The organism is Sphingomonas hankookensis, from assembly GCF_028551275.1.
Lineage (GTDB): Bacteria > Pseudomonadota > Alphaproteobacteria > Sphingomonadales > Sphingomonadaceae > Sphingomonas > Sphingomonas hankookensis_A.
Genome location: NZ_CP117025.1, coordinates 3050174 through 3072481, shown reverse-complemented (window position 1 = coordinate 3072481; position 22308 = coordinate 3050174). Strand labels below are relative to the sequence as shown.

25 protein-coding genes are annotated in these 22308 nt (G+C 65.4%); 22 read left to right on the top strand and 3 right to left on the bottom strand.

What is annotated here, in order from left to right; genetic code table 11:
• The first annotated feature begins 4 nt into the window (after positions 1–4).
• The 20 genes from PPZ50_RS14535 to PPZ50_RS14440 all read left to right on the top strand — a co-directional run bounded on the left by PPZ50_RS14535 (position 5) and on the right by PPZ50_RS14440 (position 17082).
• A complete protein-coding gene (locus PPZ50_RS14535) occupies positions 5–181 on the top strand; it encodes a hypothetical protein (protein WP_272815388.1) in 177 nt (58 codons plus the stop codon).
• A 26-nt stretch (positions 182–207) separates the two neighbouring features.
• Complete coding sequence (locus PPZ50_RS14530; protein ID WP_272815387.1) at positions 208–636, top strand: phage tail tube protein; 429 nt, start codon at positions 208–210, stop codon at positions 634–636.
• A 2-nt stretch (positions 637–638) separates the two neighbouring features.
• Positions 639–1052 carry a hypothetical protein gene (locus PPZ50_RS14525; RefSeq protein WP_272815386.1) on the top strand — a complete coding sequence of 138 codons (414 nt, stop codon included), beginning with the start codon at positions 639–641 and terminating at the stop codon, positions 1050–1052.
• A 38-nt stretch (positions 1053–1090) separates the two neighbouring features.
• A complete protein-coding gene (locus PPZ50_RS14520) occupies positions 1091–1312 on the top strand; it encodes a hypothetical protein (RefSeq protein WP_272815385.1) in 222 nt (73 codons plus the stop codon).
• Between the two features lie 55 nt (positions 1313–1367).
• Complete coding sequence (locus tag PPZ50_RS14515) at positions 1368–1778, top strand: hypothetical protein (RefSeq protein ID WP_272815384.1); 411 nt, start codon at positions 1368–1370, stop codon at positions 1776–1778.
• A gap of 255 nt (positions 1779–2033) precedes the next feature.
• Positions 2034–2354, top strand: coding sequence for a hypothetical protein (locus tag PPZ50_RS14510; RefSeq protein WP_272815383.1), 321 nt, complete (start codon positions 2034–2036; stop codon positions 2352–2354).
• The gene (locus PPZ50_RS14505) at positions 2351–3133 is read left to right on the top strand and encodes a BRO family protein (protein WP_272815382.1); all 783 of its coding nucleotides are present in this window, start codon (positions 2351–2353) and stop codon (positions 3131–3133) included. The genes PPZ50_RS14510 and PPZ50_RS14505 overlap by 4 nt, the downstream gene beginning before the upstream one ends.
• A 70-nt stretch (positions 3134–3203) precedes the next feature.
• Positions 3204–6671, top strand: coding sequence for a phage tail tape measure protein (locus PPZ50_RS14500; protein WP_272815381.1), 3468 nt, complete (start codon positions 3204–3206; stop codon positions 6669–6671).
• Positions 6671–7264: a hypothetical protein gene (locus tag PPZ50_RS14495; protein WP_272815380.1), complete on the top strand. Its 594-nt coding sequence runs from the start codon at positions 6671–6673 to the stop codon at positions 7262–7264. The genes PPZ50_RS14500 and PPZ50_RS14495 overlap by 1 nt, the downstream gene beginning before the upstream one ends.
• Positions 7261–7818, top strand: coding sequence for a hypothetical protein (locus PPZ50_RS14490; protein WP_272815379.1), 558 nt, complete (start codon positions 7261–7263; stop codon positions 7816–7818). Before PPZ50_RS14495 ends, PPZ50_RS14490 begins: the two co-directional genes overlap by 4 nt.
• Complete coding sequence (locus PPZ50_RS14485; protein ID WP_272815378.1) at positions 7815–8234, top strand: DUF6950 family protein; 420 nt, start codon at positions 7815–7817, stop codon at positions 8232–8234. The genes PPZ50_RS14490 and PPZ50_RS14485 overlap by 4 nt, the downstream gene beginning before the upstream one ends.
• Positions 8231–10171 carry a hypothetical protein gene (locus PPZ50_RS14480; RefSeq protein WP_420794415.1) on the top strand — a complete coding sequence of 647 codons (1941 nt, stop codon included), beginning with the start codon at positions 8231–8233 and terminating at the stop codon, positions 10169–10171. The genes PPZ50_RS14485 and PPZ50_RS14480 overlap by 4 nt, the downstream gene beginning before the upstream one ends.
• 9 nt (positions 10172–10180) lie before the next feature.
• Complete coding sequence (locus tag PPZ50_RS14475; protein WP_272815376.1) at positions 10181–12595, top strand: SGNH/GDSL hydrolase family protein; 2415 nt, start codon at positions 10181–10183, stop codon at positions 12593–12595.
• 10 nt (positions 12596–12605) lie between these two features.
• On the top strand, positions 12606–13550 hold the full coding sequence (locus PPZ50_RS14470; protein ID WP_272815375.1) for a hypothetical protein: 945 nt from the start codon (positions 12606–12608) through the stop codon (positions 13548–13550).
• The gene (locus tag PPZ50_RS14465) at positions 13547–14035 is read left to right on the top strand and encodes a hypothetical protein (RefSeq protein WP_272815374.1); all 489 of its coding nucleotides are present in this window, start codon (positions 13547–13549) and stop codon (positions 14033–14035) included. The genes PPZ50_RS14470 and PPZ50_RS14465 overlap by 4 nt, the downstream gene beginning before the upstream one ends.
• Positions 14032–14334, top strand: a complete 303-nt coding sequence (locus PPZ50_RS14460; protein WP_272815373.1) for a hypothetical protein — start codon at positions 14032–14034, stop codon at positions 14332–14334. Before PPZ50_RS14465 ends, PPZ50_RS14460 begins: the two co-directional genes overlap by 4 nt.
• 44 nt (positions 14335–14378) lie before the next feature.
• Positions 14379–14843: an N-acetylmuramoyl-L-alanine amidase gene (locus PPZ50_RS14455; protein ID WP_272815372.1), complete on the top strand. Its 465-nt coding sequence runs from the start codon at positions 14379–14381 to the stop codon at positions 14841–14843.
• On the top strand, positions 14840–15280 hold the full coding sequence (locus tag PPZ50_RS14450) for a hypothetical protein (RefSeq protein ID WP_272815371.1): 441 nt from the start codon (positions 14840–14842) through the stop codon (positions 15278–15280). Before PPZ50_RS14455 ends, PPZ50_RS14450 begins: the two co-directional genes overlap by 4 nt.
• Positions 15281–15400: 120 nt before the next feature.
• Complete coding sequence (locus tag PPZ50_RS14445; protein ID WP_272815370.1) at positions 15401–15730, top strand: hypothetical protein; 330 nt, start codon at positions 15401–15403, stop codon at positions 15728–15730.
• A complete protein-coding gene (locus PPZ50_RS14440) occupies positions 15727–17082 on the top strand; it encodes an SGNH/GDSL hydrolase family protein (protein WP_272815369.1) in 1356 nt (451 codons plus the stop codon). The genes PPZ50_RS14445 and PPZ50_RS14440 overlap by 4 nt, the downstream gene beginning before the upstream one ends.
• An 810-nt stretch (positions 17083–17892) precedes the next feature.
• Here PPZ50_RS14440 and PPZ50_RS14435 read toward each other — a convergent pair.
• A complete protein-coding gene (locus tag PPZ50_RS14435) occupies positions 17893–18609 on the bottom strand; it encodes a hypothetical protein (protein WP_272815368.1) in 717 nt (238 codons plus the stop codon).
• 260 nt (positions 18610–18869) lie between these two features.
• Here PPZ50_RS14435 and PPZ50_RS14430 point away from each other — a divergent pair, with 260 nt between their 5' ends.
• Positions 18870–19088 carry a hypothetical protein gene (locus tag PPZ50_RS14430; RefSeq protein ID WP_272815367.1) on the top strand — a complete coding sequence of 73 codons (219 nt, stop codon included), beginning with the start codon at positions 18870–18872 and terminating at the stop codon, positions 19086–19088.
• A gap of 284 nt (positions 19089–19372) precedes the next feature.
• Positions 19373–21409 carry a hypothetical protein gene (locus PPZ50_RS14425; protein ID WP_272815366.1) on the top strand — a complete coding sequence of 679 codons (2037 nt, stop codon included), beginning with the start codon at positions 19373–19375 and terminating at the stop codon, positions 21407–21409.
• Positions 21410–21414: 5 nt separating this feature from the next.
• Here the strand turns inward: PPZ50_RS14425 and PPZ50_RS14420 are convergent, their stop codons facing one another.
• Positions 21415–21744: a type II toxin-antitoxin system YafQ family toxin gene (locus PPZ50_RS14420; protein WP_272815365.1), complete on the bottom strand. Its 330-nt coding sequence runs from the start codon at positions 21742–21744 to the stop codon at positions 21415–21417.
• Complete coding sequence (locus PPZ50_RS14415) at positions 21737–22000, bottom strand: type II toxin-antitoxin system RelB/DinJ family antitoxin (protein ID WP_272815364.1); 264 nt, start codon at positions 21998–22000, stop codon at positions 21737–21739. Before PPZ50_RS14415 ends, PPZ50_RS14420 begins: the two co-directional genes overlap by 8 nt.
• Between the last annotated feature and the right edge of the window lie 308 nt (positions 22001–22308).

Here is a 22308-nt window from a genome sequence, read left to right as displayed (position 1 = left end):
TTCTGTGACGACGGCCTTCGTCGATCGGGAGGCCTTGGCCAAAAACCCCGACGATCCCGAGGCCGCGAACGTCCCGGTCGGCAAGACGATGACCGTCACTGCCGATCGCGGACGCGAACTGATCGACCTTGGCGTTGCTCAAGAGGTCGATGCGACCGCCGCCCCTTCGCCCACTGCATGACGCGCCCAGCGCACTAGGAGACAATCATGGCTGCAACCAACGCCGCGACCGACATCGGTTTCGCGACCCTTTTCGGCAAGGTCGTCGCGAACGTCTTTACCGCCTTCGCCGAAATCACCGACATGACCCCGCCGGGGATTTCGCGCGACAGTGTCGACTTCACCCATTTCGGTAGCCCCGACTTTTTCCGCGAGTTCAAGCCGGGGATCGGCGACGGCGGCGAAGTGTCGATTACCTACAACCTGGTTCCGGGCCTGCTGGACGATGCGGCAATCGGCGCGCATTTCGATTCGCGCGCCGTCGAGACGTGGCGGTTCGTGTTCCCGAACGGGGCGAAGCTGGAGTTTCGCGGCTTCGCCACCGGCCATGAGCGGGCCACGCCCATGGATGACAAGATGACCGGTTCGGCGACCTTCAAGGTCACCGGCAAGCCTGTCATGACGCCGGCAGCCTGATCGTGACCGCTCGTAACCCATTGCGGGGCCAGCTGGCGTTCACGGTCGGCGAAACCGCCTTCACCTTCGCCTTCACGACCAACGCCTTATGTGAGGTCGAAGAGGCGTTTCAACTCGACGACATCACGGGGCTGGAGGCGGTGCTGAACGGCAAGCCGTCGCTTCGCACCATCCGCACCCTGTTCCGCATCGGTCTGACCGACTGCCATCCTGATATGACCGACCGCGAGGCCGGCACGATCATGGAGGCGGTCGGCGGCCTCGAACCGTCGCTGGAGCTGATTATGCTGGCGGTGCAACAGGCGTTCCCGGAGGCGGCCCCGGCGGGCGCTGGAAACCCTCGCCGGCCGCCGAGGGGCGGCCGTGGGACTGGGCGGAACTCCATGTCGACTGGTGTTCAACCGGGCGCTGCATAGAGCAATATTGGCGGCTGACGCCGCGCGAGATTGCTCGGGTGTTCGCGGGGGAGGCCAAGGCCGCCGCCGCCCGCCATGATGCCGCGATGCAGGCGGCATGGACCAATGCCGCCTGCGGGCGGGCCAAGAAACTGCCGAAACTCGACTCCCTGCTGTCCGATCGGCCAGCAAAGCGACGGCGCACGCCGTGGCAGACGATGCTGGCGACCGCGACGATGTGGGCTGCCAGCGTCGGCGAGGTTCGGGATCGGCCGGATTGATATTGCCGCGCGGGGTGGCGGCGATACAGAATGTAGCCCTGGATAAGGGGGAATTATGCGATTCGCTTTTTTGCTCGGTACGGTTGTTGCGTTAACGGTGGCTAGTTCCGCTCAAGCGGCCGATCAGTTCGACCTAGCTTGCGACGGAACGCGAAAAGCGAAGTCAGATGGTGAGGCTGTTCCTCACAAATTTGGTTTCCGCATTGATTTGCAAAATAAGGTTTGGTGCTGGGATCATTGCGAAGTGACATTCCCAATCGCGGAGGTTTTACCTGATCGTATCATCTTCACACGTGAAGATGATGACAGCTATCAACGGCGGCGACACATAGAAAGCTGGGTTAGTCGGCGTGATGGCAAATTTGAATCTATCATGATAATAGTTCGGCCTTTTCCTACGTTCGTGGAAACTAAGGGAACATGCACGGTAAAGCCTTTTACGGGTTTTCCGAAGGCGATGTTTTAAGTCCTAGCTCTACTAACCTTCGGATTGCTTCGGCGCGTGAGGGCAAATCAGTCTGATTGCGCCTCCACCCGTCGAGTTCGCGGACCCAAGTCGGCGAAGCGCGCATCTCAAATCGAACGGATAGGGGTTCTACGTCAGTCATAGGGTGTACGTAACAGACATTGACGGCAACGGCAATGTTACGTACGTAGTGGGGCAACCGGGTCGGCAGTGTGCTGCTGCCGACCCGGTCTAACCAATCGCACGGAGCGACCCATGCAACAGGCTGATACGGCGGGTAGCACCCGCAACACCAAAGCGTCACCGGGAAATCGTGGTGAACATTCCACCCTGAACCTGAAATTGGACCTGACGATCGGCGTTCCGCTGATCGCGCGCCAACTGACGCTCGACACTGCGGGCCGGATGAGTGAAATCGACGGACGCATTGAAAACCTAAAAGCGTTCCTGTCGCTGGTGATCGGTTCGGATGACCTTGACGATACCGCGACGATGGCGATGGGCCATATCTGGCAGTCGTTGGACGATATGCGCGTGCTGACCTCCAGCATGGCCAGTGCGGAGCAAACGGCATGAGTGCGGTGGCATTGCAAAGCTTCGGCTTCGGTGAGCAACTGGTGCGGGCAACCGATCGGGGTGGCATGATCTGGCTGGTCGCCAAGGATGTGTGCGCGGCGCTCAACATCGCCAATCACCACGATGCGGTGGCGAAGCTGGACGAGGATGAGAAATCGGGGGTCGCTTTAACCGACCCCCACGGTCGCGAGCAAAATACGACGATCATCAGCGAGGGCGGTGCCTACACATTGGTCCTGCGGTGCCGCGATGCGATGAAGCCGGGCAGCGTCGCCCATCGGTTCCGCAAATGGCTGACGAACGAAGTCCTGCCGGCGATCCGTACGACGGGGCGGTATGATGGCGGCGTGGAGATCGTCACGGACGCGCCGGAGCCGCTGGCGGATGAAACCGAGCGGTTGCGGTTGCAACTGGGGCTGGTCCGCGAAGCGCGGATCGCGTTCGGGACGCGCGGAGCGCGGCGGGCGTGGGCGATAGCGGGGTTGCCCGATCTGGGGTTGGCCGAAGCGTCGCCGATCCTGTCGGGGGCGGTCGCGGTGATAGGAAAGCTGCATCAGTCGGTCGCGGACTGGCTGGACAACCGGACCGAAGCCGCGCCGGGGCATCGCGTGCCGAGCATGGTGCTGTACCACGACTATCTCGACTGGGCGAAACGCGAGGGTGTGAGCCGGAATGATGTGGTGTCGTTGAGTGCTTTCGGGCGGGTGTTGTCCAATTGCGGCATCGGGGCGATCCGATCGAACGTGATGCATCGCATCGGATTACGATTGATCGATTGAGGCGGCGAAAGCCGAAACGGAAACCAGCAGGGCGTCGCGATGGCGGCGCCCTTTTTCATGGAGACGCGGTGTGCAAGCTGTGGTGGGCGCGGCCCGCGTCGTTTTCGGCGCGGATACGTCGGAGTTCGATGCCAAGGCCAAGGGCGTCGAGGGTGTGCTGGGCCGGCTTGTCGAGACGTTTCGCGATGTCGAGAAGCGGTTGAAGCAAGTCGGGTTGGCCGCCACGGTCGGGATCACCGTGCCGTTCGCCGGCATGGTTGCGACGATCGACAAGGGCGCTGGTCAGTTCGAAGCGGCAATGAACCGGGTGTCGGCAGCGTTGCCGAAAGCCACTACGGCGGAACTGGACGCGCTTGGCAAGGCTGCGCGGCGTCTCGGGCCGGCGGTCGGCAAGGGGGCGACGGAAGCGGCGGATGCCGTCGATTCGCTGGCGCGGGCGGGCCTTAACGCCAGCGACATTCTTGGCGGCGCACTGGCCGCGACCTTGAAGTTGGCGACCGCTGGCAAAGCCGAGGCGGCCGACGCCGCCGGGTTGGTCACGGACGTGATGGGGCAGTTCGGTAAGACAGCGGCTGATCTGCCAGCCGTGATGACGCAGGTTGTCGGGGCGCTGGACGCGACGAAGATGGAGTTCGACGACTTCCGTCTGGCGGTTGGTCAAGGTGGCGCTATCGCGGCGGCGTCGGGTATCGACTTTCTCGACTTCGCGACGACGATCGCCGCCACGTCGACCCAGTTCGCCAGCGGGGCCGACGCCGGGACCAGCTACAAGACGTTCCTTCAGGCGCTGACGCCAAACAGCAAGGCAGCGCAGCGGGCGATGACCAGCCTTGGTATCTCATTCTACGACGCGACCGGCAAAATCAAACCAATGGCGGAGCAAGCGGAGATGCTGCGGCAGTCCGTCGCAGGTTTGAGTGAAAAAGATCGTGCGGAAAAGATGGAGGAGATTTTCGGCGCGGACGCATTCCGTACCGCGATCGGGCTGATGAACCAAGGCCGGGAGGGATACGAAAAGTTCCGGGAAGCCGTCGAGACAGGCGATGTCGATGCGAAGATCGCCAAAGCGATGGAGGGCACCGAACAAGCGGGCAAGAACATCGCCAACGCATGGGAGGAAGTGAAGATTGCGTTCGGCGTCGATACCGGGCTGATCGACATCATCGCCCGGATCAAGAACGGGTTCGCCAGTCTGCTGACCAGCATAGCGAACCTGCCGGTCGGCGTTCGGCAGGCGGGCATCGCCATTGCGGCACTGGGCGCGGCGATCGGGCCGTTGATCTGGGCCGTTGCCCATGTCGGCGCGGCGATCGTCGCCAACTTCGCCGCCGCAAAGTTCGGCGTCATCGGCCGCGTGCTGGGGCTGCTGATTTCGCCCGTGTCGACCGTGATCGGCCTGCTGGGCGAATATGGCCTGTCGCGTGTTCTGACCATGCTGGCGTCGCGCCTGCTGGCGATCACCGGGCCGGTAGGCTGGGCCATCGGCGCTATCCTGCTGTTCAAGGATAACATCGTCGCGGGGTTGCGTGCCGTGTGGGCGGAACTGACGGCGACGCTGGGGCCGCCGCTCGCCGCGATCATGGAGAAGGTGCAGGGCATTTTCGCCAAGCTGTCCGGCGGATCGATCGGCAGCGCGATCGGCGGCCTGATGGATATGCTGGGCGCATTGAAGGACTTTATCGGCAACGGCCTGACCGCCGGCATTCTGGTCGCCGGGGAAATCATTGAACGGGTGCTAGGGGTGATCGTCGCGGCGATCGGCGGGCTGGTCGACGTGGTCAGCGGCGTCGTCGATGTCATCAGCGCGTTGTTGCAGGGCGACTTTGCCGGCGCGTGGGAAGCGGTGCGTGGCATCGTTGAATCGGTCATCGACGCCGTGGTCGACATGGTGGCAGCGCTGGTCCCGGAACTGGGGTCCGAACTGCAACAGGTTTACGCACTGGCGAAACAATGGCTGGCGGACGGCTTCACGTCGATTGCCGGTTGGGTCGGCAACGCGGTCGCGTCGATGGTCAGCTATGTCGCCAGCGCCTTTCCCGGCGTCGTTGCTGCGGCCAAGTCGGTCTATGCCGGCGTAAAAGGCTGGCTGGTCGACAATTTCGCGGGCGTCGTTGCGTGGGTGCGCGGAGCGGTCAAGGAAATCGTCGGGTGGTACAACTGGATGGCAAAGGCCATCGGCCTCGACGCCGCGACCGCCAATGCCGGGCCGGAAGCCGGTAAGCCGGCCGCGCCAGTCGAACCCAAAGCGCCGCCGCCTCCCGCCGCGCCGCCGCGCATGGCCGCGCCCGGCGGTGACGACGACAAGAAAAAGAAGGCCGCAGGCGGCGCTGGACGTACCGCCAAGCCCAAGGAGCGCGATGCGGCAGAGGATGCCGCCGATCGTGCCCGGATCGCGTCACAGAACGCCCTGGAGGCCGCCCGCTTGCGTGGCGACCGCGATGCCGAGGACGCGTTGCGGCGGCAGCTGGACCTTGAACAGCAAATCGAGGCGTACAAGCGCACCGGCTTGTCGGTTGCGGCCGCCACGGCGGCGGCGACCCGCGACATAGCCGCGCTCGACGCAGCGCGGCGTGACGGGATGGCGCGCGAACTGGCGCTCGACGATGCTGGTCATAAGCTGGACCTCGCGAAAATCAGCGGCAACCGGTCGCTGATCGAGACGCTGGAGCGGCAGGACGAAATTGCCGGGCGCATCCGTGCATTCCAGCGGAAAGGGCTGTCGCTGGTCGAGGCGACGTTGCGCGCCGGGCGGCAGCAACTGGAGGTCGACGAAGCACGGGCCGGGGTTCGTGCGCGACTGCTGGCGGACGAAGCGCAGGACCGCGCCTTGGAACTGGCCCGGCTACGCGGCGACAGCGAGGCGGACCAACGCGCGTTGCAGCGTGACGTCGATATTCGGAAGCGCGCCCGCGAGATTGAGGCGCGGGACGGTCTGGCGGCCGGGCAAGGCGTCGACGCGGCGACCGCCGAATGGTCGGAAGCCGATCGCGCGCGGCAGACGGGCGAGTTCCGCGCGGTGTTCAAGGACGGGTTGCAGGCGGCGATGTCGGGCGACCTGAAAGGCTTCATCTCGAACTGGTGGAAAGAGCGGGTAGCGAAGGGCATGGAGGACGCATTGAACAGTCTCGCCGCGCTGGCGCAAAAGCTATTCTCCGCGATCGGCGGGGGCGGCTCCGGTAAAGGGTTCTTTTCCGCGATCGGCGCGGCGCTTGGCTTGGCGGGCAAGAGTGGCAGCGGATCGTCGGCGGCCGCGAAGCTGCCCGGTTTCCGCGACGGCGGTTCGTTCCGCGTCGCGGGTCGGTCCGGTATCGACGCGAACCTTGTCGCCTTCCGTGCCACGCGCGGCGAAATGGTCGACATCCGCCACGGCAACGACAACGGTCCATCGAACGGCCCGGCGGTCGTCGAACTGCGGGTCGGTGCCGGCGAGGTGTTCGACGCCCGCGTCGCGGCGGTCAGCGGCGATGTGCAGGTGAAAACCGCCCGATCCACCAACGAACGCGCTGCCATGGCGGCGCGGCAGAACCTGAACGGCTGATGCTGACACTTCCTGAATGGCCCGCGCCGAACGGCGCCACGGTGACGGCTGTCGATCGCGGCGGCGTGCTGCGCGGCGCGTCGGCGCTGCGCGTCAACCGTCTGGGCAACCATTACCGGCTGTCCGTCACCTATCCACCGATGAACGACAGGGAACGCGCCCGCGTGTTCGTGTCGCGGCTGATCCGCGCGAAGCGGCAGGGGCTGCGGCTGCCCTATCCGCTGCTGGATGTCGACCAGAGCCAATGCGGGTGGGGCGCGGTCGTCGACGGGGCCGGACAAAGCGGCGCGTACCTGTCGCTTCGCGGACTGACCCCGACCGCTGTCATCCGGGAGGGCTTTTGGATGTCGATCGAGGACGCGGACGGCCAGCACTATCTGCACAACGTCGGCGGCGAAGTGCTGGTCGGCGCGGACGGCCGGGCGACGGTGTCGGTCGCGGATACGCTGCTGCGGCGTGACTTTGCCGATGGCGCTGCCGTCCACCTGGTCAAACCAATGATCGAAGGACTGGTGGAGGGTGACGATGCCAGCTGGGAACTGGCGGTCGACCAGAATCTGTCGATCGCCTTCCTGATCGAGGAGGCGGCATGAAGCGCGTTACCTTGTGCGGGATGCTCTTGATGGAGCTTCCGGGCCAGACGGTCGCTTTGTGTGACGGCGGGTTCGTGCCGTGGGACGGGCAAACCTATCGCTCTGCGCATCCGGTGTTCGGCACGGTCGCGGCGTTCGAATCGCTGACCGAAGGCGTGGGCGACGAAGCCCCGGCCGGCAAGGTAACGTTCCTGCCGCCCAGCCTCGCCGCCGCCGTGCAGCTGTCGCGGCCGGGCTATCAGGGTGCGCGGTTGCGGCTGTGGATCGCGGAAATCGACGAAGCGACCGGCCGCCCGATCGGCCAGCCCGACCAGATGGCCGATTGGCAGACGGACAAGACGGTCCTTCGGCGTTCGACCGGTATGCGCGCGCTCGACCTGGTGTGCGTCACCCGGTCGCAACGGCTGATGATCCGCAACGACGGCAACGCGCTGTCGACCGCCGCGCATCAGCGGATCTATCCCGGCGAGCGCGGGCACGACAATGCGGTCGGCATGGAGGTCGAGGTGGCGTGGGGCGTCGCGTCGCCGCCGCGCGGGGTGCAGTCGGTATGACGCCGCACGATCGCGCCGTCGCGACCGCCGCCGTTGTCGCCAAGTTCCGCGCGCGCCCGTTTGGCTGGAACCGGCCGGCGACCTGCATCCACCTCGCCCGCGCCCAGATGCGAGCGCTGGGGCATCGGCCGCCGTCGCTTCCCCGCTTTACCAGCCCGATCGGCGCGGCGCGCGCGTTGCGCGACGCCGGCTTTGCCGACCTGACCGCGCTGCTGGACAGCCTGTTGCCCCGGATCGCGCCGGGCGAAATGTGGGTCGGCGACCTTGCGCTGATGGAGGGTGACGGCACCTTCGACGCGATCGTCGTGTCGCAGGAATGGGGCGCGCGGATGGTCGCGGGTTACCATGGCGATCATCTCGACGAAGGCGTCGTCAATATCGAAGGTCATGCCTTCAAGGCGGCGTGGCGGCTATGAGCGGTGTGTCGAAATTCGTCGGCACCGTCGCCGGCATCGTGTCCGTCGTCGCAACCGTAGTAGGCGCGGCTCCGGTGGCTGCCGTCGCGGCCGGGGTTGCCGCCGCTGCCAATGTCGGGGCAGCGCTGACCGCGAAGAAGCCGGCGGCGCAGACCGGGTCCGTCAACAAGACGACCATCGGCGCGAACCAGCCCAAGCCGTATCTGATCGGCGAAACCTATTATGGCGGCAACCGTCGCCATCAGACGGGATATGGTGGCAGGGTCGGCGGGGTCGAAAACCCCTATCTGCTGATCGTCGACGCCTATTCCGGCGCGGGGCCGGTCGAAGGCTTTGTCAGCGCGTGCATGGACTATGTGCCGGTCCCGCTCGCCGGCAACGCCGCGACCGGGTACGCGGCCAATCACCTCTACGTCTATTGGCAGCTGGGGCAGATGCCCGAAGCGGCGGCGCTGCCGGCGCACTGGGGCAACGCGCCGGGCTGGGGGGCGGATTATCGCCTGTCGAGCTATGCCGCGATAAGCTGGAACCTCCGGTTCGACGAGGACGGCAAGCGGTTCGCCGCCGGGGTGCCGGCGCTGGGCGCGATCTGGCGCGGGGTGAAATGCTATGACCCGCGCAGGGATTCGACGTTTCCCGGCGGGTCCGGTCCGCATCGCTGGGCCGATCCTGCCGACACGGCCGCGTTCGATGCGGCGCGGGCGACGTGGGAATGGTCCCGCTGCCCCGGCCTCCATGCCCTGCACTATGCGCTGGGGCGGTGGGAGCGTGACCCGCGCGTGCCGGGGTCGGTGTACCGCAAGACGTTCGGCATCGGGATGCAGCCGGACGGCATTCGGTTCGCCGATTTCGCGGCGCTGGCCAATGTCTGCGATGCCAATGGCTGGAACGTCGGCGGCGTCATCTTCGAACCCGGCAACCGCGACGAAAACCTCAAGAACATTCTTGCGGCCGGCGGCGCGGAGCGGTGCTGGATCGGCGGTAAGCTAGGCCTGAAGCTGTCGGCCCCGCGCGTGCCCCTCGACACGATCACCGAACACGACCTTGCCACCGACGATGTCGAAATCGGCGCGATGCAGGGCTGGGAACAGCGCATCAACACGCTGACCCCGAAATACCGGTCAGCCGCGCATAAATGGGAATATGTGCCGTCTACGCCGGTCACCATCGCCCAGTTCGTCACGGAGGACGGCGAGGAAAAGGGCGACGAACGCCAGTGGAATCTGGTTCAGGACAAGGATCAGGTCGCCCAGCTGGCGGCCTATGACCTGTGGGACGCGCGCGAACTGGGCGAAATCGTCCTGTCGTGCAAGCCGCGGCTGCGGCGTTACGGGCCGGGCGACCTGCTGATCGTCCATTTGCCCGACGACGGCCTGGTCGATCAGACGTGCGTGATCCTGAAGCGCACGTTCGATCCGGTGACGATGATGGTGCACCTGGTGCTGCGCGGTGAGACGCCGGAAAAGCACGCCTTTGCCCTGGGCCGCACCGGCACCGCGCCGCCGACGCCGCAATTGCAGGGCGCGTCCGACTATGACGGCGCGATCCCGGCCCCGCCAGCCCCGGCACGCGGGGTCAGCACGCTGGTCGCGCGGTCGGCGGTGACGCTGAGCAGCGATGCGAACAGCATCACCATCGGCGCTTTCGAAGGCGTGCTGGACACGGGCGAGACGATCCAGTTCGCGGCCGGGCGTCTGGACGGCCTGCAACCCTCGACGGTCTATCAGGTGTTCTGGCCGATCTTCGACGGCGTCTATTTCGCGGTGCCGGCCCCGGCGCTGACCGAACTGGCAAACCGGTTCTACGTCCTGATCGGGACCATGGCGACCCGATCGGCGGACGGGAATTACCCGCCCCCGCCAGCGCCGCCCCCCGGATGGGGCGGCGGCGGTGCCGAATATAATTTCCGCGCCGAACAGCAACTTTCGCAAGAATAGGGACCAGCAATGGCAACGACTGCGCGCCTAGACCTTTCGGGTTGGCGCAACGATGACGTGTGGGAATATCCCCTGCGCGTGCGGGGGATGGACCTGTCGGCCAGCGGCCTCGACGCCCAGTTCCGCCTGCGGGAGGACGCGCCCGGCGCGCCGCTGATCGCGCTCGCCAAGGTCACCAACGCCAATGCCGAGGGGCTGCGCGTCGCCCGGGTCTATCTCGACAAGGGCGTGACGGTCAGTGACCTGCGCATCCGGCTCAACAAAAGCACGCGGCAGGGTCTGCCCTATCAGGGGGAAATCGGCGACCCGCTGATCCTGTCCTATGCCCTGCGGTTCGATGGCCGGACCCGCGTCGTCGGCACGATGACGGTCCTGCCGCACGCCTATGGATCGGATGGTGCGCCTGCCAACCGCGCGCCCAGCTGGCGGCCGAACCCGACTGGATTGCCCGAAGAGGGAGCGACCCTGATCGTCGCGGGCGACGACGTGACGGAAATCCGCATCGACGGGGCCGGCATCCTCGAACGCGCCGAGGCGGCGGCCGAGCGCGCCGAGGCGGCGTCGTACAATGCCGGGTTCGGCATTTCCGTCGCGACCTATGCCGACCTTGCCAATATCCCGGCCAATGTCCGGCAAGAGGGGATGCCGGTCTATGTCCGGGACGTGGGCTTCGAATATCGCCTGCAAGCCGATCTGGTCAGCTGGTACGACGCCACGACGCCGGTACGCGATTCGGTGCGGCTGCTGCGGTACGACTGGACGCCCGGTGCCGGCCTGCTGGGCAGCAACGGCTATCTGCTGCGGATCGCCACGACGACCGACCTGACGGCGGCGCGGGTCCGCACGACGGCGGAAATCGACGCATCGCGCGAGCGGGGAAAGACCGAGGTCCGCGTCCTGCCGGCTGACTGGATTTCGGGCGCAGCGCTAGTTGGCACGAACGGCCGCATCCTGCGCATCGCGACCGCGCGCGACATGGCGCTGGCGGCGGTAAAGGTCGCCAAGGATATCGCCGTCGCGTCTGACCAAACGGCGGAACGGGTGCGGACGCAGGGCGGTGACTGGCAGGCCGGCGTCGGCCTGATGGGGTCGAACGGCAAGGCGCTGCGGCTGATTTCATCGTCGGACCTGCGGCTTGCCGAACAGCGGATCACAGGGGAGATCGACGACACGGTTCACGCGCTGCTGGATCGGGCGGCCCGCCGGCATATCGTCGCGTCGATCGGCGACAGCCGGGTCGCGGCGGTCGGCATGGACAGCGGCAAGCGTCTTTATAGCGCCTTTTCCGGGCTGAACTGGGCGAATGCGCTACTGGGCGGGCGGCTGACCGTGCTGCCCGATTTCGGCGTGTCGGGCGAGCGGACCGACCAGATTATGAAGCGGATCGATGCCGCCATCGCGACCGGCGCCGGCACGCTGTATATCCTGTGCGGCGTCAACGACATCGCCCAGCAATATCCCAGCGGCACCGCCAGCGGCGAAACCGCCTTTGCCAATATCCGCTTCATGGCGGAACGCGCGGCGGCGGCCGGGATGCTGGTGATCGTCGAACTGGAAGTCGGCGCGGACGGGCTGGAGGCGGCGCAACAGGGGCAGGTCGCCGAACTGAACGCGCTGCTGGTCGACTGGGCCGAACTGACCAACAATGTCCTGCTGAACGATGTGCGGGCCGAGGTCATGGACCCCGGCCGCGTCGGCACGAAATTCCGCGCCGGCATGTCCTATGACGGCACCCATCAGGGGCCGCGCGGCAGCTTCACCCATGGGGAGAAGCTGGCGAAGCTGTTCGCGACGATCGCGGTCCCACGCCCGGCCGCGATCCGCTCGCCGATCGAGGTGCCGACCGTCCGCCGCCGCCAGCTGCTGACCAATCCGATGTTCGCGACCGCGACCGGGGGGCAGCGGTCGGGCGCGGCAAACGGTCCGGTCCCGGCCGGATGGACGCTGCGGGCGGGCGGCACCGCGACCGTCGCCGCGTCGACCCGCGCCGATCCCGATGGGCTGGGCAACCATGTGGTGCTGGACATCAATTTCGGCGCGGTCGGGGAGGACGTGACGTTCCATCAGGATGTCGCGGCGGAATATTGGCGGGCGGGCGACATCGTGCAGATGGCGCTGGTCGCCGAGCTGGTCGAGGACAGCGACGCGGTCGGCCTGATTACCGCGATCGTCAGCAATGTCGTCGCCGAGGGTGAGGACATGATGCGCGTGGCGCGATCGAGCGATGGCGACGGCCTGATCGTCGGCGCGCTGGGCATCCATCGCCCCGCAGTCATCACCCTGCGCGGGCGGCCCTGCACGCTGCTGCCGCCGCTGAACAAATCCTACACGTCGGCCGTGGCGCGCATCCGCGCCGCCAAGGCCGGCCCCGCCAAAATCGCCATCCGTTCCTTTGCGCTGCACCGGCGCAATTCGACCTATTGAGGAGGGTCCAATGACTGTCGCGCCCAATGCTCCCGTCCCTTTCGTCCTGATTCAGGCCGGCGGCCCGATCGTCGCCAGCGACACCGAAGTCTACCGCCCGCCATGGCAGCCCGACACGCAGCTGGGCGGCAAGCTGGTCGCATGGTGGTCGTCGCGGGTGGCGTCGTCGATCGACCGGAACGGGGCGGGAGCGGTCGACCGCTGGCGCAGTCTGGTCGGGGGGCATGTCGCTGAATATTTCCCGTATTTCGACGGTCCCAAGCCGGTCTATGAGGCCGAAGGCTGGGAATATCGCGATGCCGGCGGCGCGATCGTCGGGCGCGGTCCGGCAATCCGCTTCCCGGCACCGACCGCGCCGCTGGCCGGATCAATGCTGATCGCCGCGAACTTCCCCAAGCGCGACGGGAAATCGACCTGGGTCTATCTGGCGGCCGAACGGCACGCCGGGGCGCTGACAGGGCGGCCGGTGTCGGTGCGGCCGATGATTACGCTGGAGCCGCCCTTGCTCGCCAGCAACAAGCGGCCGCAAATCATGATCGGCGGCGTGGTGGAGGAGTTCGACCCGGCGCTGACGATGTGGACGGCCGGCGCGCACTCCGGCGGCCCGCACCAGTACAATGCGCGCGTCACCGGGGTCGGCACGGGTCGCCAGTTCGTGTCGTCGACCGGCCTGACGACCGACGGCGTCGTACATCTGTCGATCGATGGCGGTGCCACCGCGTCGGCCAGCTATGCCCTCGACACCGACAGCACGCCCGACACCTTCACCATCGGCGGCCTGCCCAACGCGAACAACGGCGCGCAGCCGGGGCGGATTGCCGAAATTCTGGTGGTGACCGATCCGACCGAGGCGGAACACGCCGCGCTGGTCGGCTATTGCGCCTGGTCGACGCTGCGCCCCTACGGCCTGCCTGCCGATCATCGCTACGCCCTCGACGGGCCGCGTATGCCATGACCCCGCTGGGGCATATCGCGAGCGTCGTCGCCATCTGGTCGATGATGCTGTTCGGCCTGCGGTTCGCCGTGGGCGCTATCCACTGGCTGCTGCCGCTGTTCCGGGCGTTCTGGCAGCTGGTGCGCTGCACGGAACCGGACAAGCGGGCGTGCCGCCGCCAATTCGTCGGCACGCTCGACCAGCTGCACCGCGACCTGAACGCCGCGATCACGACGCCATGGTCGGGCACGCTGCTGTTCGCGGGATCGTTCCTGATCGGGATCGGCTTTGCCAGCGGCTGCGCAGGCGACGTGCTGCAGCTGCTGTCGAAGAATGCGAAGGCGTGGGATGCGTTCGACGTGGTCACCGACTGCATCGCTGCCCTGCTGTCGATCACCGGCATGGCGTTCGTTCACGCCGCGACCTCGCGGCGGCGGACGGCCAGTTTCTTCGTGTCGGGCGCGCTGGTCGCCAGCGGCCTTGGAATAGGGCTGCTGACGCTATGACCGAATGGAAGGCTTACCTACTGGCCGCCTTTGCGGTGTTCGCCGGACAGGTGCTGCGGATCGGCCAGAAGATAGAAGCCGGAAAGCCGGTGACGTGGCGCGACCTTTTCGTGATGTGTTCCCTCTTGCCCGCCTTCGGTTCGATCGCCGGGGCGGCCGCTATTCATTACCAATGGCCGGTCTGGTCGGTGCTGGTCGCTGGCATCAGCGCCGGGTGGATGGGCTTTGCGACGATGCGGTTCGTCCTGATGCTGGCGCGCAGCACCGCCGCCCAGCTGACCGGCGCGAAAGCGGACTGATCCCCCGCCGCCGGGCAGGCGGCATTTTCAGAATGTGAGGTCTTATGACGACGGCAACCCCGGCGTGGCGCGTAGCCGCGTCCGCGCCGATCGCGCGCGCGATCACGTCCATCGCGGTCCATTGCACCGCTACCCGCGAGGGCCAGCCCTTCCACGTCGCCGACGTGCGGGCATGGCACAAGGCGCAGAACTGGTCCGACATCGGCTACCATTTCCTTGTCGCGCTTGACGGCACTGTCGAAATCGGTCGCCCGAAGGCCCAGGTCGGCGCGCACGTCGCCGGTCACAACGCGAAGTCGATCGGCATCGTCTATGTCGGCGGCGTCGCCAAGGACGGCAAGACGCCCAAGGATACCCGGACGGCCGCGCAAAAGGCGGCGATGGTCGACCTGCTGCGCGTCCTGAAAGCCGCGCACCCGGCCGCGATCGTGCAGGGGCATCGCGATTATCCCAAGGTTGCGAAGGCGTGCCCCAGCTTCGACGCCAAGCGCGAATATGCCTCGCTATGAGGGCGGCGCTGTCCCTGCTGGGTCGCGTCTGGTGGCTGGTCCCTATCGTCGGGCTGGCGGCCGGGTGGTGGTGGACGGACCGCCAGTTGGCCGATGTTCGCCTGACCCTCGCCAACGAGCGCACGGTGCGCGTGCAGGACGCGGCCGATGCCGACAAGGCCAAGCTGAAAGCGGAGCGCGACGGGGCCGAACGGGTCGCGACCGCCACCGCGACCTATGCCGATCGGCTCGCCAATCGCGCGCCGATCATACTCGAAAGCACGAAAACGGTGGAGAGATATGCGCAAACTGATGCTGGCCGCGTGCGCTGCCGCGACGCTGACCGGGTGCGGTCGATCGACATGCTTGATGCCGCCCTTGCCGCGCCTGCCGCCGCCGCCGGCAGTGGCCACCGTAGCCTGTCTGCCGACACCCCAGCGCCGGCAGGCGGACGGTAGCGCCACCGCCGCCGACGACGACGGCACCATTCGCGACGGCCGGGCCGATCTGGCCGCCTGCGACGACAAACGCCGCCTCGCTGTCGAGGCGTGGCCAAGCAACTCGAAAGGAAATTGAGAATGGCGAAAGCTCATATCGTGGTGTCGCGTACCAGCGCGCGCGCTGACACCGGAGCGACCCTGCCTGTGCCGGATGCGGTGCCGCTTCAGGCGATGACCGTTGGGAGCGCGGCGTCGTCGTCGGTCGTGGCGACCTTCGGCACGTCGTGGTCCTATCAGGTCTGTCACATCACGGCGCTCGGTGGGCCGCTCTGGTTGGCCTTCAGCAAAGCGGGCGGACCCGACCCGGAGGCCGGGGAGGGGAATGGCTGGCTGATACAGGATGGGGAAAGCCGGTCCTTTGGCGTCGTTGTCGGGCAGAAGCTTGCAATCCGGGATGCCGTGCTATGACCGCCATGGGAGTCACGCGGTCTGGCGCTTCGCGTACCGTGCTGTCGCGCCTTGCCATTCTTCCCAACCGACGCCTGCCGCACGTCCTTACGGCATTGGGCGACAGCCGCGTGGCGGCGGTCTACCTCGACGGGCAACAGCGGGCGCGCAACGTGCGCAGCCCGGTGAACTGGGCGAACTCGCTGCTGGGCCATCGCTTCGAAATCGGGGAGACGTTCGGCAAGTCGGGCGACCGCACCGACGAGTTTCTGGCGCGGCTACCGGCGGCAATCGCGACCGGTGCCGGCACGCTTTATGTGCAAGGTGGCGTCAACGACCTGTCGCAGGTCGCGGGCGGCGCGACCCGCACTCACGCGGTAACGGGAGAGGTCATCAACGCCGGCAACGTCGCGGCGATGGCGATGCGCAATCTGGCGGAAATCGCGACGAAGGCGCGCGCGGCCGGGATGATCGTCGTGCTGGAAAACGAGGTTGGGGCCGACCCGCTGACGCAGGCCGCCGGCGTCGCGGCGCTGAACGACCTGCGGCGGATGATCTTCGAATATGGCCGGCGCGAGCCGGGCGTGTTCGTCCATGACGCATTCGGGGCGGTCATGCAGTCGACGACGGCAACGCCGACGTTCCGCGCCAGCCATGCCTATGACGGTATCCACGAGAACGGCCGGGGCGCGTACTTTCATGGAAAGTCGCTGGCGCGGCTGCTGGCGACGTTGGTGCCGCCGGCGCAAGTGCTGTCGGCGGGCATGATGGATGTGCCGGCGAACGGCCGGCGGCAGCTGCTGACCAATCACCTGTTCACGACGACCAGCGGCGGCGTGACGGTAACGGGCATTACCGGGAATGTGCCCGGATCATGTGCCGCCGGGCTGACCAATGCGACCGCGACCCTGTCAACCGCCGCGAACCCGAACGGGATCGGCAACGGCCTGCAAGCCGCGATCGATTTCAGCGGGGTCGGCTTGTTCCGCATCGCCAACGCGCTGAACGGCGCGTCGAGCGGTGCCTATCATGCCGCGTTGCAGGCTGGCGATGTGCTGGAGGCGACCGCCGAAATCGAAATCGTCGGCACGCCCGCCGTGCTGGCGGGCGTCACGCTCGACCTGGTGGCCTTCAACGGGACGGGCGGCACCAACACGACCTCTGTCGATATGAACGTTCCGACCGTGCTGACTGCCGCCGAGGCGGGGCCGAACGAAGCCTGCACCTTTACCCTTCGCACGCGAACGGTCACACTGCCGGCGTCGGTTGGAGCCTACCCGTTTGTGCAGGCCATCGTGCGTGCGAGTTCGACCGGTGCCGGCGGCGCGACGATCATCGTGCGGCAGCTGGCGATTTGGCGGCGGGTGGGCTGATGCACTCAACGCCACGCTTCGGGTGCGCGGCATTCCCCGATGGCGAGGGCATGTAACTTGCTTGCAATTTTGTTCTCTATCCGTTCATGTCGCTTCATGCGGCGGCATGAACGGATCATCATCAGCCTAGCGATCGACATCCTTCGGGCCGGGATGTCAGACTGTGCCAAGGGTCGCGTTGATACGCCCAGCGTGCGCTTGGCGCTACGGTGCCTGATGCCCTACTGCCGCGAGCGCTGGCCGCTAATATCGTACTGGGACGGCGCTAGGGGCGATAATGAAATTGGCCGGGCACAGACGCTAACCGCTTCCTTCAATGGTATTATCCGGCAGCTGCGTGCGTCGGGGTCTTGGAACGATACGTCAGAACCACGCCACTAGCGCCGCCAATCCCCCCAAGGCCGACACAACACCGGCCCAGTATTCCCAACTAGTCAGTGTTGGACGGTGGGGTTTCGGTGTTGCTTCACCGCCTTTCCGCCGGACCGCTGCGTGCTGACATCTTGAGCGACGTAGCCGCCTGTCGTGCGCGGCTAAGCGCATTGTACATCGACGCTGTTTGAGTCGACGGTGTCTGGGTTGAGCGCGCCGCATTGTCATTCCGTGACATACCCTGACGTACTTAGAGGCGGTTGCCAAGCAGTTCGGGAATAGTTCGGGACTCTGGTGTCACCCCGTTTCCGCTGCGTTCCCAAAGCTTCCGCGAAAATCCCTGTTGCATGTCACGAAAAGCACGGTATTCCGCCACTTACCCGAGAGGGGGCGCTTAGCTCAGTTGGTAGAGCATCTCGTTTACACCGAGATTGTCCGTCACTTCCGTTTCATCGCCATCGCAACGCCGCTGAGGTATCCGCCGATACCTGATATGCCACAGGCTGAGCAGATCGATAGAAACAACGCTGACATAGCGTAGGGTAGGGGGTCGTCCCTGAGGTTCTTTGCTGCGCGCTTTGCAAAACGTGCAATTTCGACAGGAAGGCCCCCTGCGAACGCCTCCTGCAGACGACCTTCGTCCGCAGCAGTCAGAAGCTCACCCAGCGCAGTATGTAGGGCGCGGAGGTTCGCGATCGCTTCGACAGTTTCGTCTCGCGGCGGGCCGCCATTATGCCCAGGCGTTTCCAAGGTATCTATCAGTTGGTCGACGGCTGCAATCGCGACGGGGAGTAGGGTCTTCACAGCTATGGTTCGCTCGGCGGGACTGATCGCTCCTGTCCAAGCGGACGAATCGGTTGTCCGTGGATCCGCTGCCGCTTCGATATCCTCAGCCAGCTGGAGGGCCGGTTCGAACTGGTGACGAATCTCTTGACGCCGCGGTTCCCATTGCGGCGCAAAGCTTTTCAGAGCTGGCCACATGCTTGCTAGATCGCGATGCCTTCGAACGAACGAGGGAATTGCGTCACTGTAGCGGCCGTCCGCCAGTAGCTGCCTGCGCAAGCCGGTGTAGTCTGCTTCAGCTTCGGCATTGCGTATGCCCTCGGCGGCCAACAGAACCACCTCTTGTAAATTGATAAGCTGTTCGAGGTTCATGCGGTTGCTATCGTCGTTCGCTTGGTTGTCGTGAGGCATATGCCATTTCGACCGACGCTATGAAAACGCACTTTTGCCGATCTCGTGTTCGCGCAATGTGTTTCAGTTCGATAAAAAGGTAACCAGCGATGCAGTCAGTTTCCAATTACGTATCAAGAATTTGGGGTCCGAACGAAAGTTGTGGTGTAGCTCGGCCTGAAGGCGTGCCGCCGCTTCCTCCCATCGCCCCCAACGAGACGTGGCGTATGGAGCGGCTAACCATGACGTGGGCACATGCCAACGCTACCGTGCAGGGCATGAGCAACGCCTACCGCCAACAGTGGAGCGGTGCGATTACTGCGCTCGATGATCAGAAGGGCACGATCTACGTCACTTGGCGTGATGCACTGAGCAGGCTGATGTTCGAGGGAGCTATACTCGGAGGCTGGGAAGCGCACGGCGAGCACATGCATCATCATTCGCTCACCGAAAAAATGTAGAAAGCCGCAACATAGTTTGGGCGGGTTCGGAAGCCGGCATTTTACACGGCCCTCGTAACCCATTGTTTCTTATAGTGTCTATTTTGCCAACGTTTACAGCGATAGACGCAGAAAACTGGGAATTGTATCAGCTTTGGGAGCAGGATGTCGCAGGTTCGAATCCTGTCTCCCCGACCACTTTATCGCGAAAGCGACGGATTTCCGCCATTTTGCGTGGCTTGCTATCGTGGTCTGTAACACGGACCGACTACACGATGGTAGGACACGCCGAAAGGCGAAGGCCCTTGGCCCATATCCCCCATACCCGTCGAACGAACGGCCGCTACGTGTTCCAGCGTCGCGTTCATTACCGAAATCTTATCTCGAAACCGGTACCGCTCGCGCTGGGCACCGCCGATCCCAAGGTCGCGCGCACCCGCGCGGCGATCCTGTCGGCGCGCTTTGTCCGGGTTAAGTCGAGCGTGGATGCAATGCTGGAAGAAGGAAGACGCCTCACCGGCCCCGAGATCGAGGCGCTGTTCCGCAATGCGCTCGAAGCCGAGCTCACCTCCTATGTCCACAGTGCGTATGAAAATGCGTCGTGGTCATCGTCCGTGCCCGAGGTCGCCGCGCAGGAAGCCGAGGCCTATCGGATCATCCGCCGCCCCGACCGTCATCTCGGACTGACCGACCGGGACCGTGCCGAACTGGTGGCGCGCGGACTTGGCGCCGACGTCCCGGCAATCGAGGACTACGCGCAGCAGATTCGCGATCTGCTGACCGACGCTGTGGTCGCGAAGCGGCTCGAAGCGATCGGCGCACCGGTTCACGCGGACACCATTGCCGTCGCCCGGACGCACCTGATCCGCGCCGCGGCAAGCGCTTGCACCCGGGTCCAGCGCGTCTTCGACGACGACATCATGGATGCGGCCGACCCCATCGCCGCGCTGATGGCAGACCTCGGCCCCCCGGCCACTCTGCCGAAGCCGACAGCAACCGCCCTGCCGGTGGTCGTCCCGCTCACGCCGCCGATCGACAGTCAGTTTCAGGTCTACGATTCGCGTCCGTTCAGTGCAGTGATCGACGACATCCTCGCCGACCTGAAAACGGACGGTATCTGGAAGGGCGACCTACGGCAGCAGCGCCGCATCATGGAAACATTCGCTTGGATCACCGGGGACAAACCGCTTGGTGCCTACAATCACCTCGATGCGGCGACGTTCAAGAAGGGCATGCAGAAGCTGCCCGCCCGCTTCTACTATGGCTCACTGACCGAGGGTGCCATGTCGCGCCCGTTCGCGGACGTGCTCGCCGAGCTGCCCCCGGTCGCTCCCGCCGATCGGCGCAATCCCAAGACCATCAACCGCGACCTGTCGACGATGGCAACCGTTGCCAGGCACTTGGCCACCACGTCGTGGAAGCCGCGCCTGCCGGGCACGACGGTGATGGACTTCGGTGCCGGGCGCATCGCGATCAAGGTCGATCCGAATATCGACACCCGCCCGCCGTGGACCACGGCGCACCTCGAACATCTCTTCGCCTCTCCGCTCTACACCGGCGGCGGTGGCGCGCTGAAACGCCTGCGCGACGCTGGACGCGATCGGCAGGTCTGGCACGATGCCGCCTATTTCCTGCCGCTGCTCTGGTTCTACCACCATAGTTGCCGCGAGGAGACTGCAGGGCTTGAGGTCGCCGACGTCGTCACGGACCACCCCGTCCCGCACTTCCACATTCGCGATAATCTGACCCGTGGCCGCGATGGCGAAATGGCTGGCGAAAAGCGCGGTGCGCGCAACCGCAAGCTGCCGATCCATGCAGAACTCATCCGGCTTGGTTTCCTCGACTATGTCGATGCGATCCGGGCCGAAGGCCATGTCGCACTTTTCCCCGAACTCTACGTCAACGAGGAGAAGCGCGGCGGCGCGCATTTCTATGAACGTGCTTGGCAGCATATGGTCGATTACATCGCCGAGCGTCTGCCATTGCCCATGAACCCTGCCGGCAAGGGGCCGGACATCCATTCGATCCGCGCGCTCGGGTCGAGCTTCTACGAGGTCGATGGCGTCAATGCGTTGATGCGTGCGGACGTCATGGGTCACGCCCGTGAAGGGACGAATGGCAAGCACTATTCGAAGCGCATGGCGACGGAAGGACTCGATGTCGTCCTCCCGGAGCGACGCGACTTCATCGCACGCTACGTTCCCACGATTACCGGCAACATCGAGCCGCATTCGATACGGCTGCTGCCGCTCGAAAAGCGTTCGAGGGTCGGTGCCGGCATCACGCGCAAGCGTCGCAGTGATGCCGGAGTGTCGCGGACCGGAGCAGGTGGCGATCGATAGGGCCGTTACTCGCCGAACAGGTCGGCGTGCGTTCCAGCCCTGACGAAGACGATGGTGCCGCCCTTACCGGCACCGTCGTCTGTTTTGTAGATGAGCAGAAAGTCCCCGCCGACATGGCATTCGCGGTGCGAGGACCATTCGCCCTTGAGCGGGTGATCCTTCCACTCCGGCCCCAGCGGCGCGTCGTTGGCGATGAGCAGGAGCATGACGGCCTTCAGCCGGTTCATGTCATACCGGCCCGAACCGGACAGGCGTGCCCAATCCTTGCTGAACGCCTTCGTATAGTCGCAGGCACGGGGATGAGAGGCGCGCTTGGTCTGAGCGCCCTTAGCCATCCAGCGTGCCGATCATCGCCTCACCATTCTCGAACCGGTCCGCACGCGAGGCAATGATGGCATCCGCTTCGAGCATCGCTTGCCGAGTGGCGGCGTTGGGTACCTTCAGTTCGAGCGGGAGCGCCTGATCGGCGACGATGCGGTGATACAGAAGCCGCACCGCATCCGCCGCCGACAGGCCCATCGCAGCGAGCGCTGCATTGCCCTTGGTCTTGATATCTTCGTCCAGCCGGACGTGAAGCATGGTAGAGGCCATCGCCGACTCCTGTATCTCAAATGAGATACATAGAACCGAGGCCGTCCTGGTCAAGGTTCTATGTATGCCGTGGTCGGCTACTGCCCCTACTCGGTCGGCCCTGCCTTTCCGCCCATCCGCATCCAGCGGCCGGCTATGCCCGAACCCAGCCGACTGCCGGGTCACTGGGCCTCGCTGCTAGGACAGGATTGTCAATCGGCGTCCAAAAAGGACCCCCTATCGGCGTCCAAAAGGGACCCCCTTCGTCGAGCAGCGTTACGGGTATGACGGGTGCACCGTTCGCGCTGGTTGCGGCGTAGGGCGGGCGT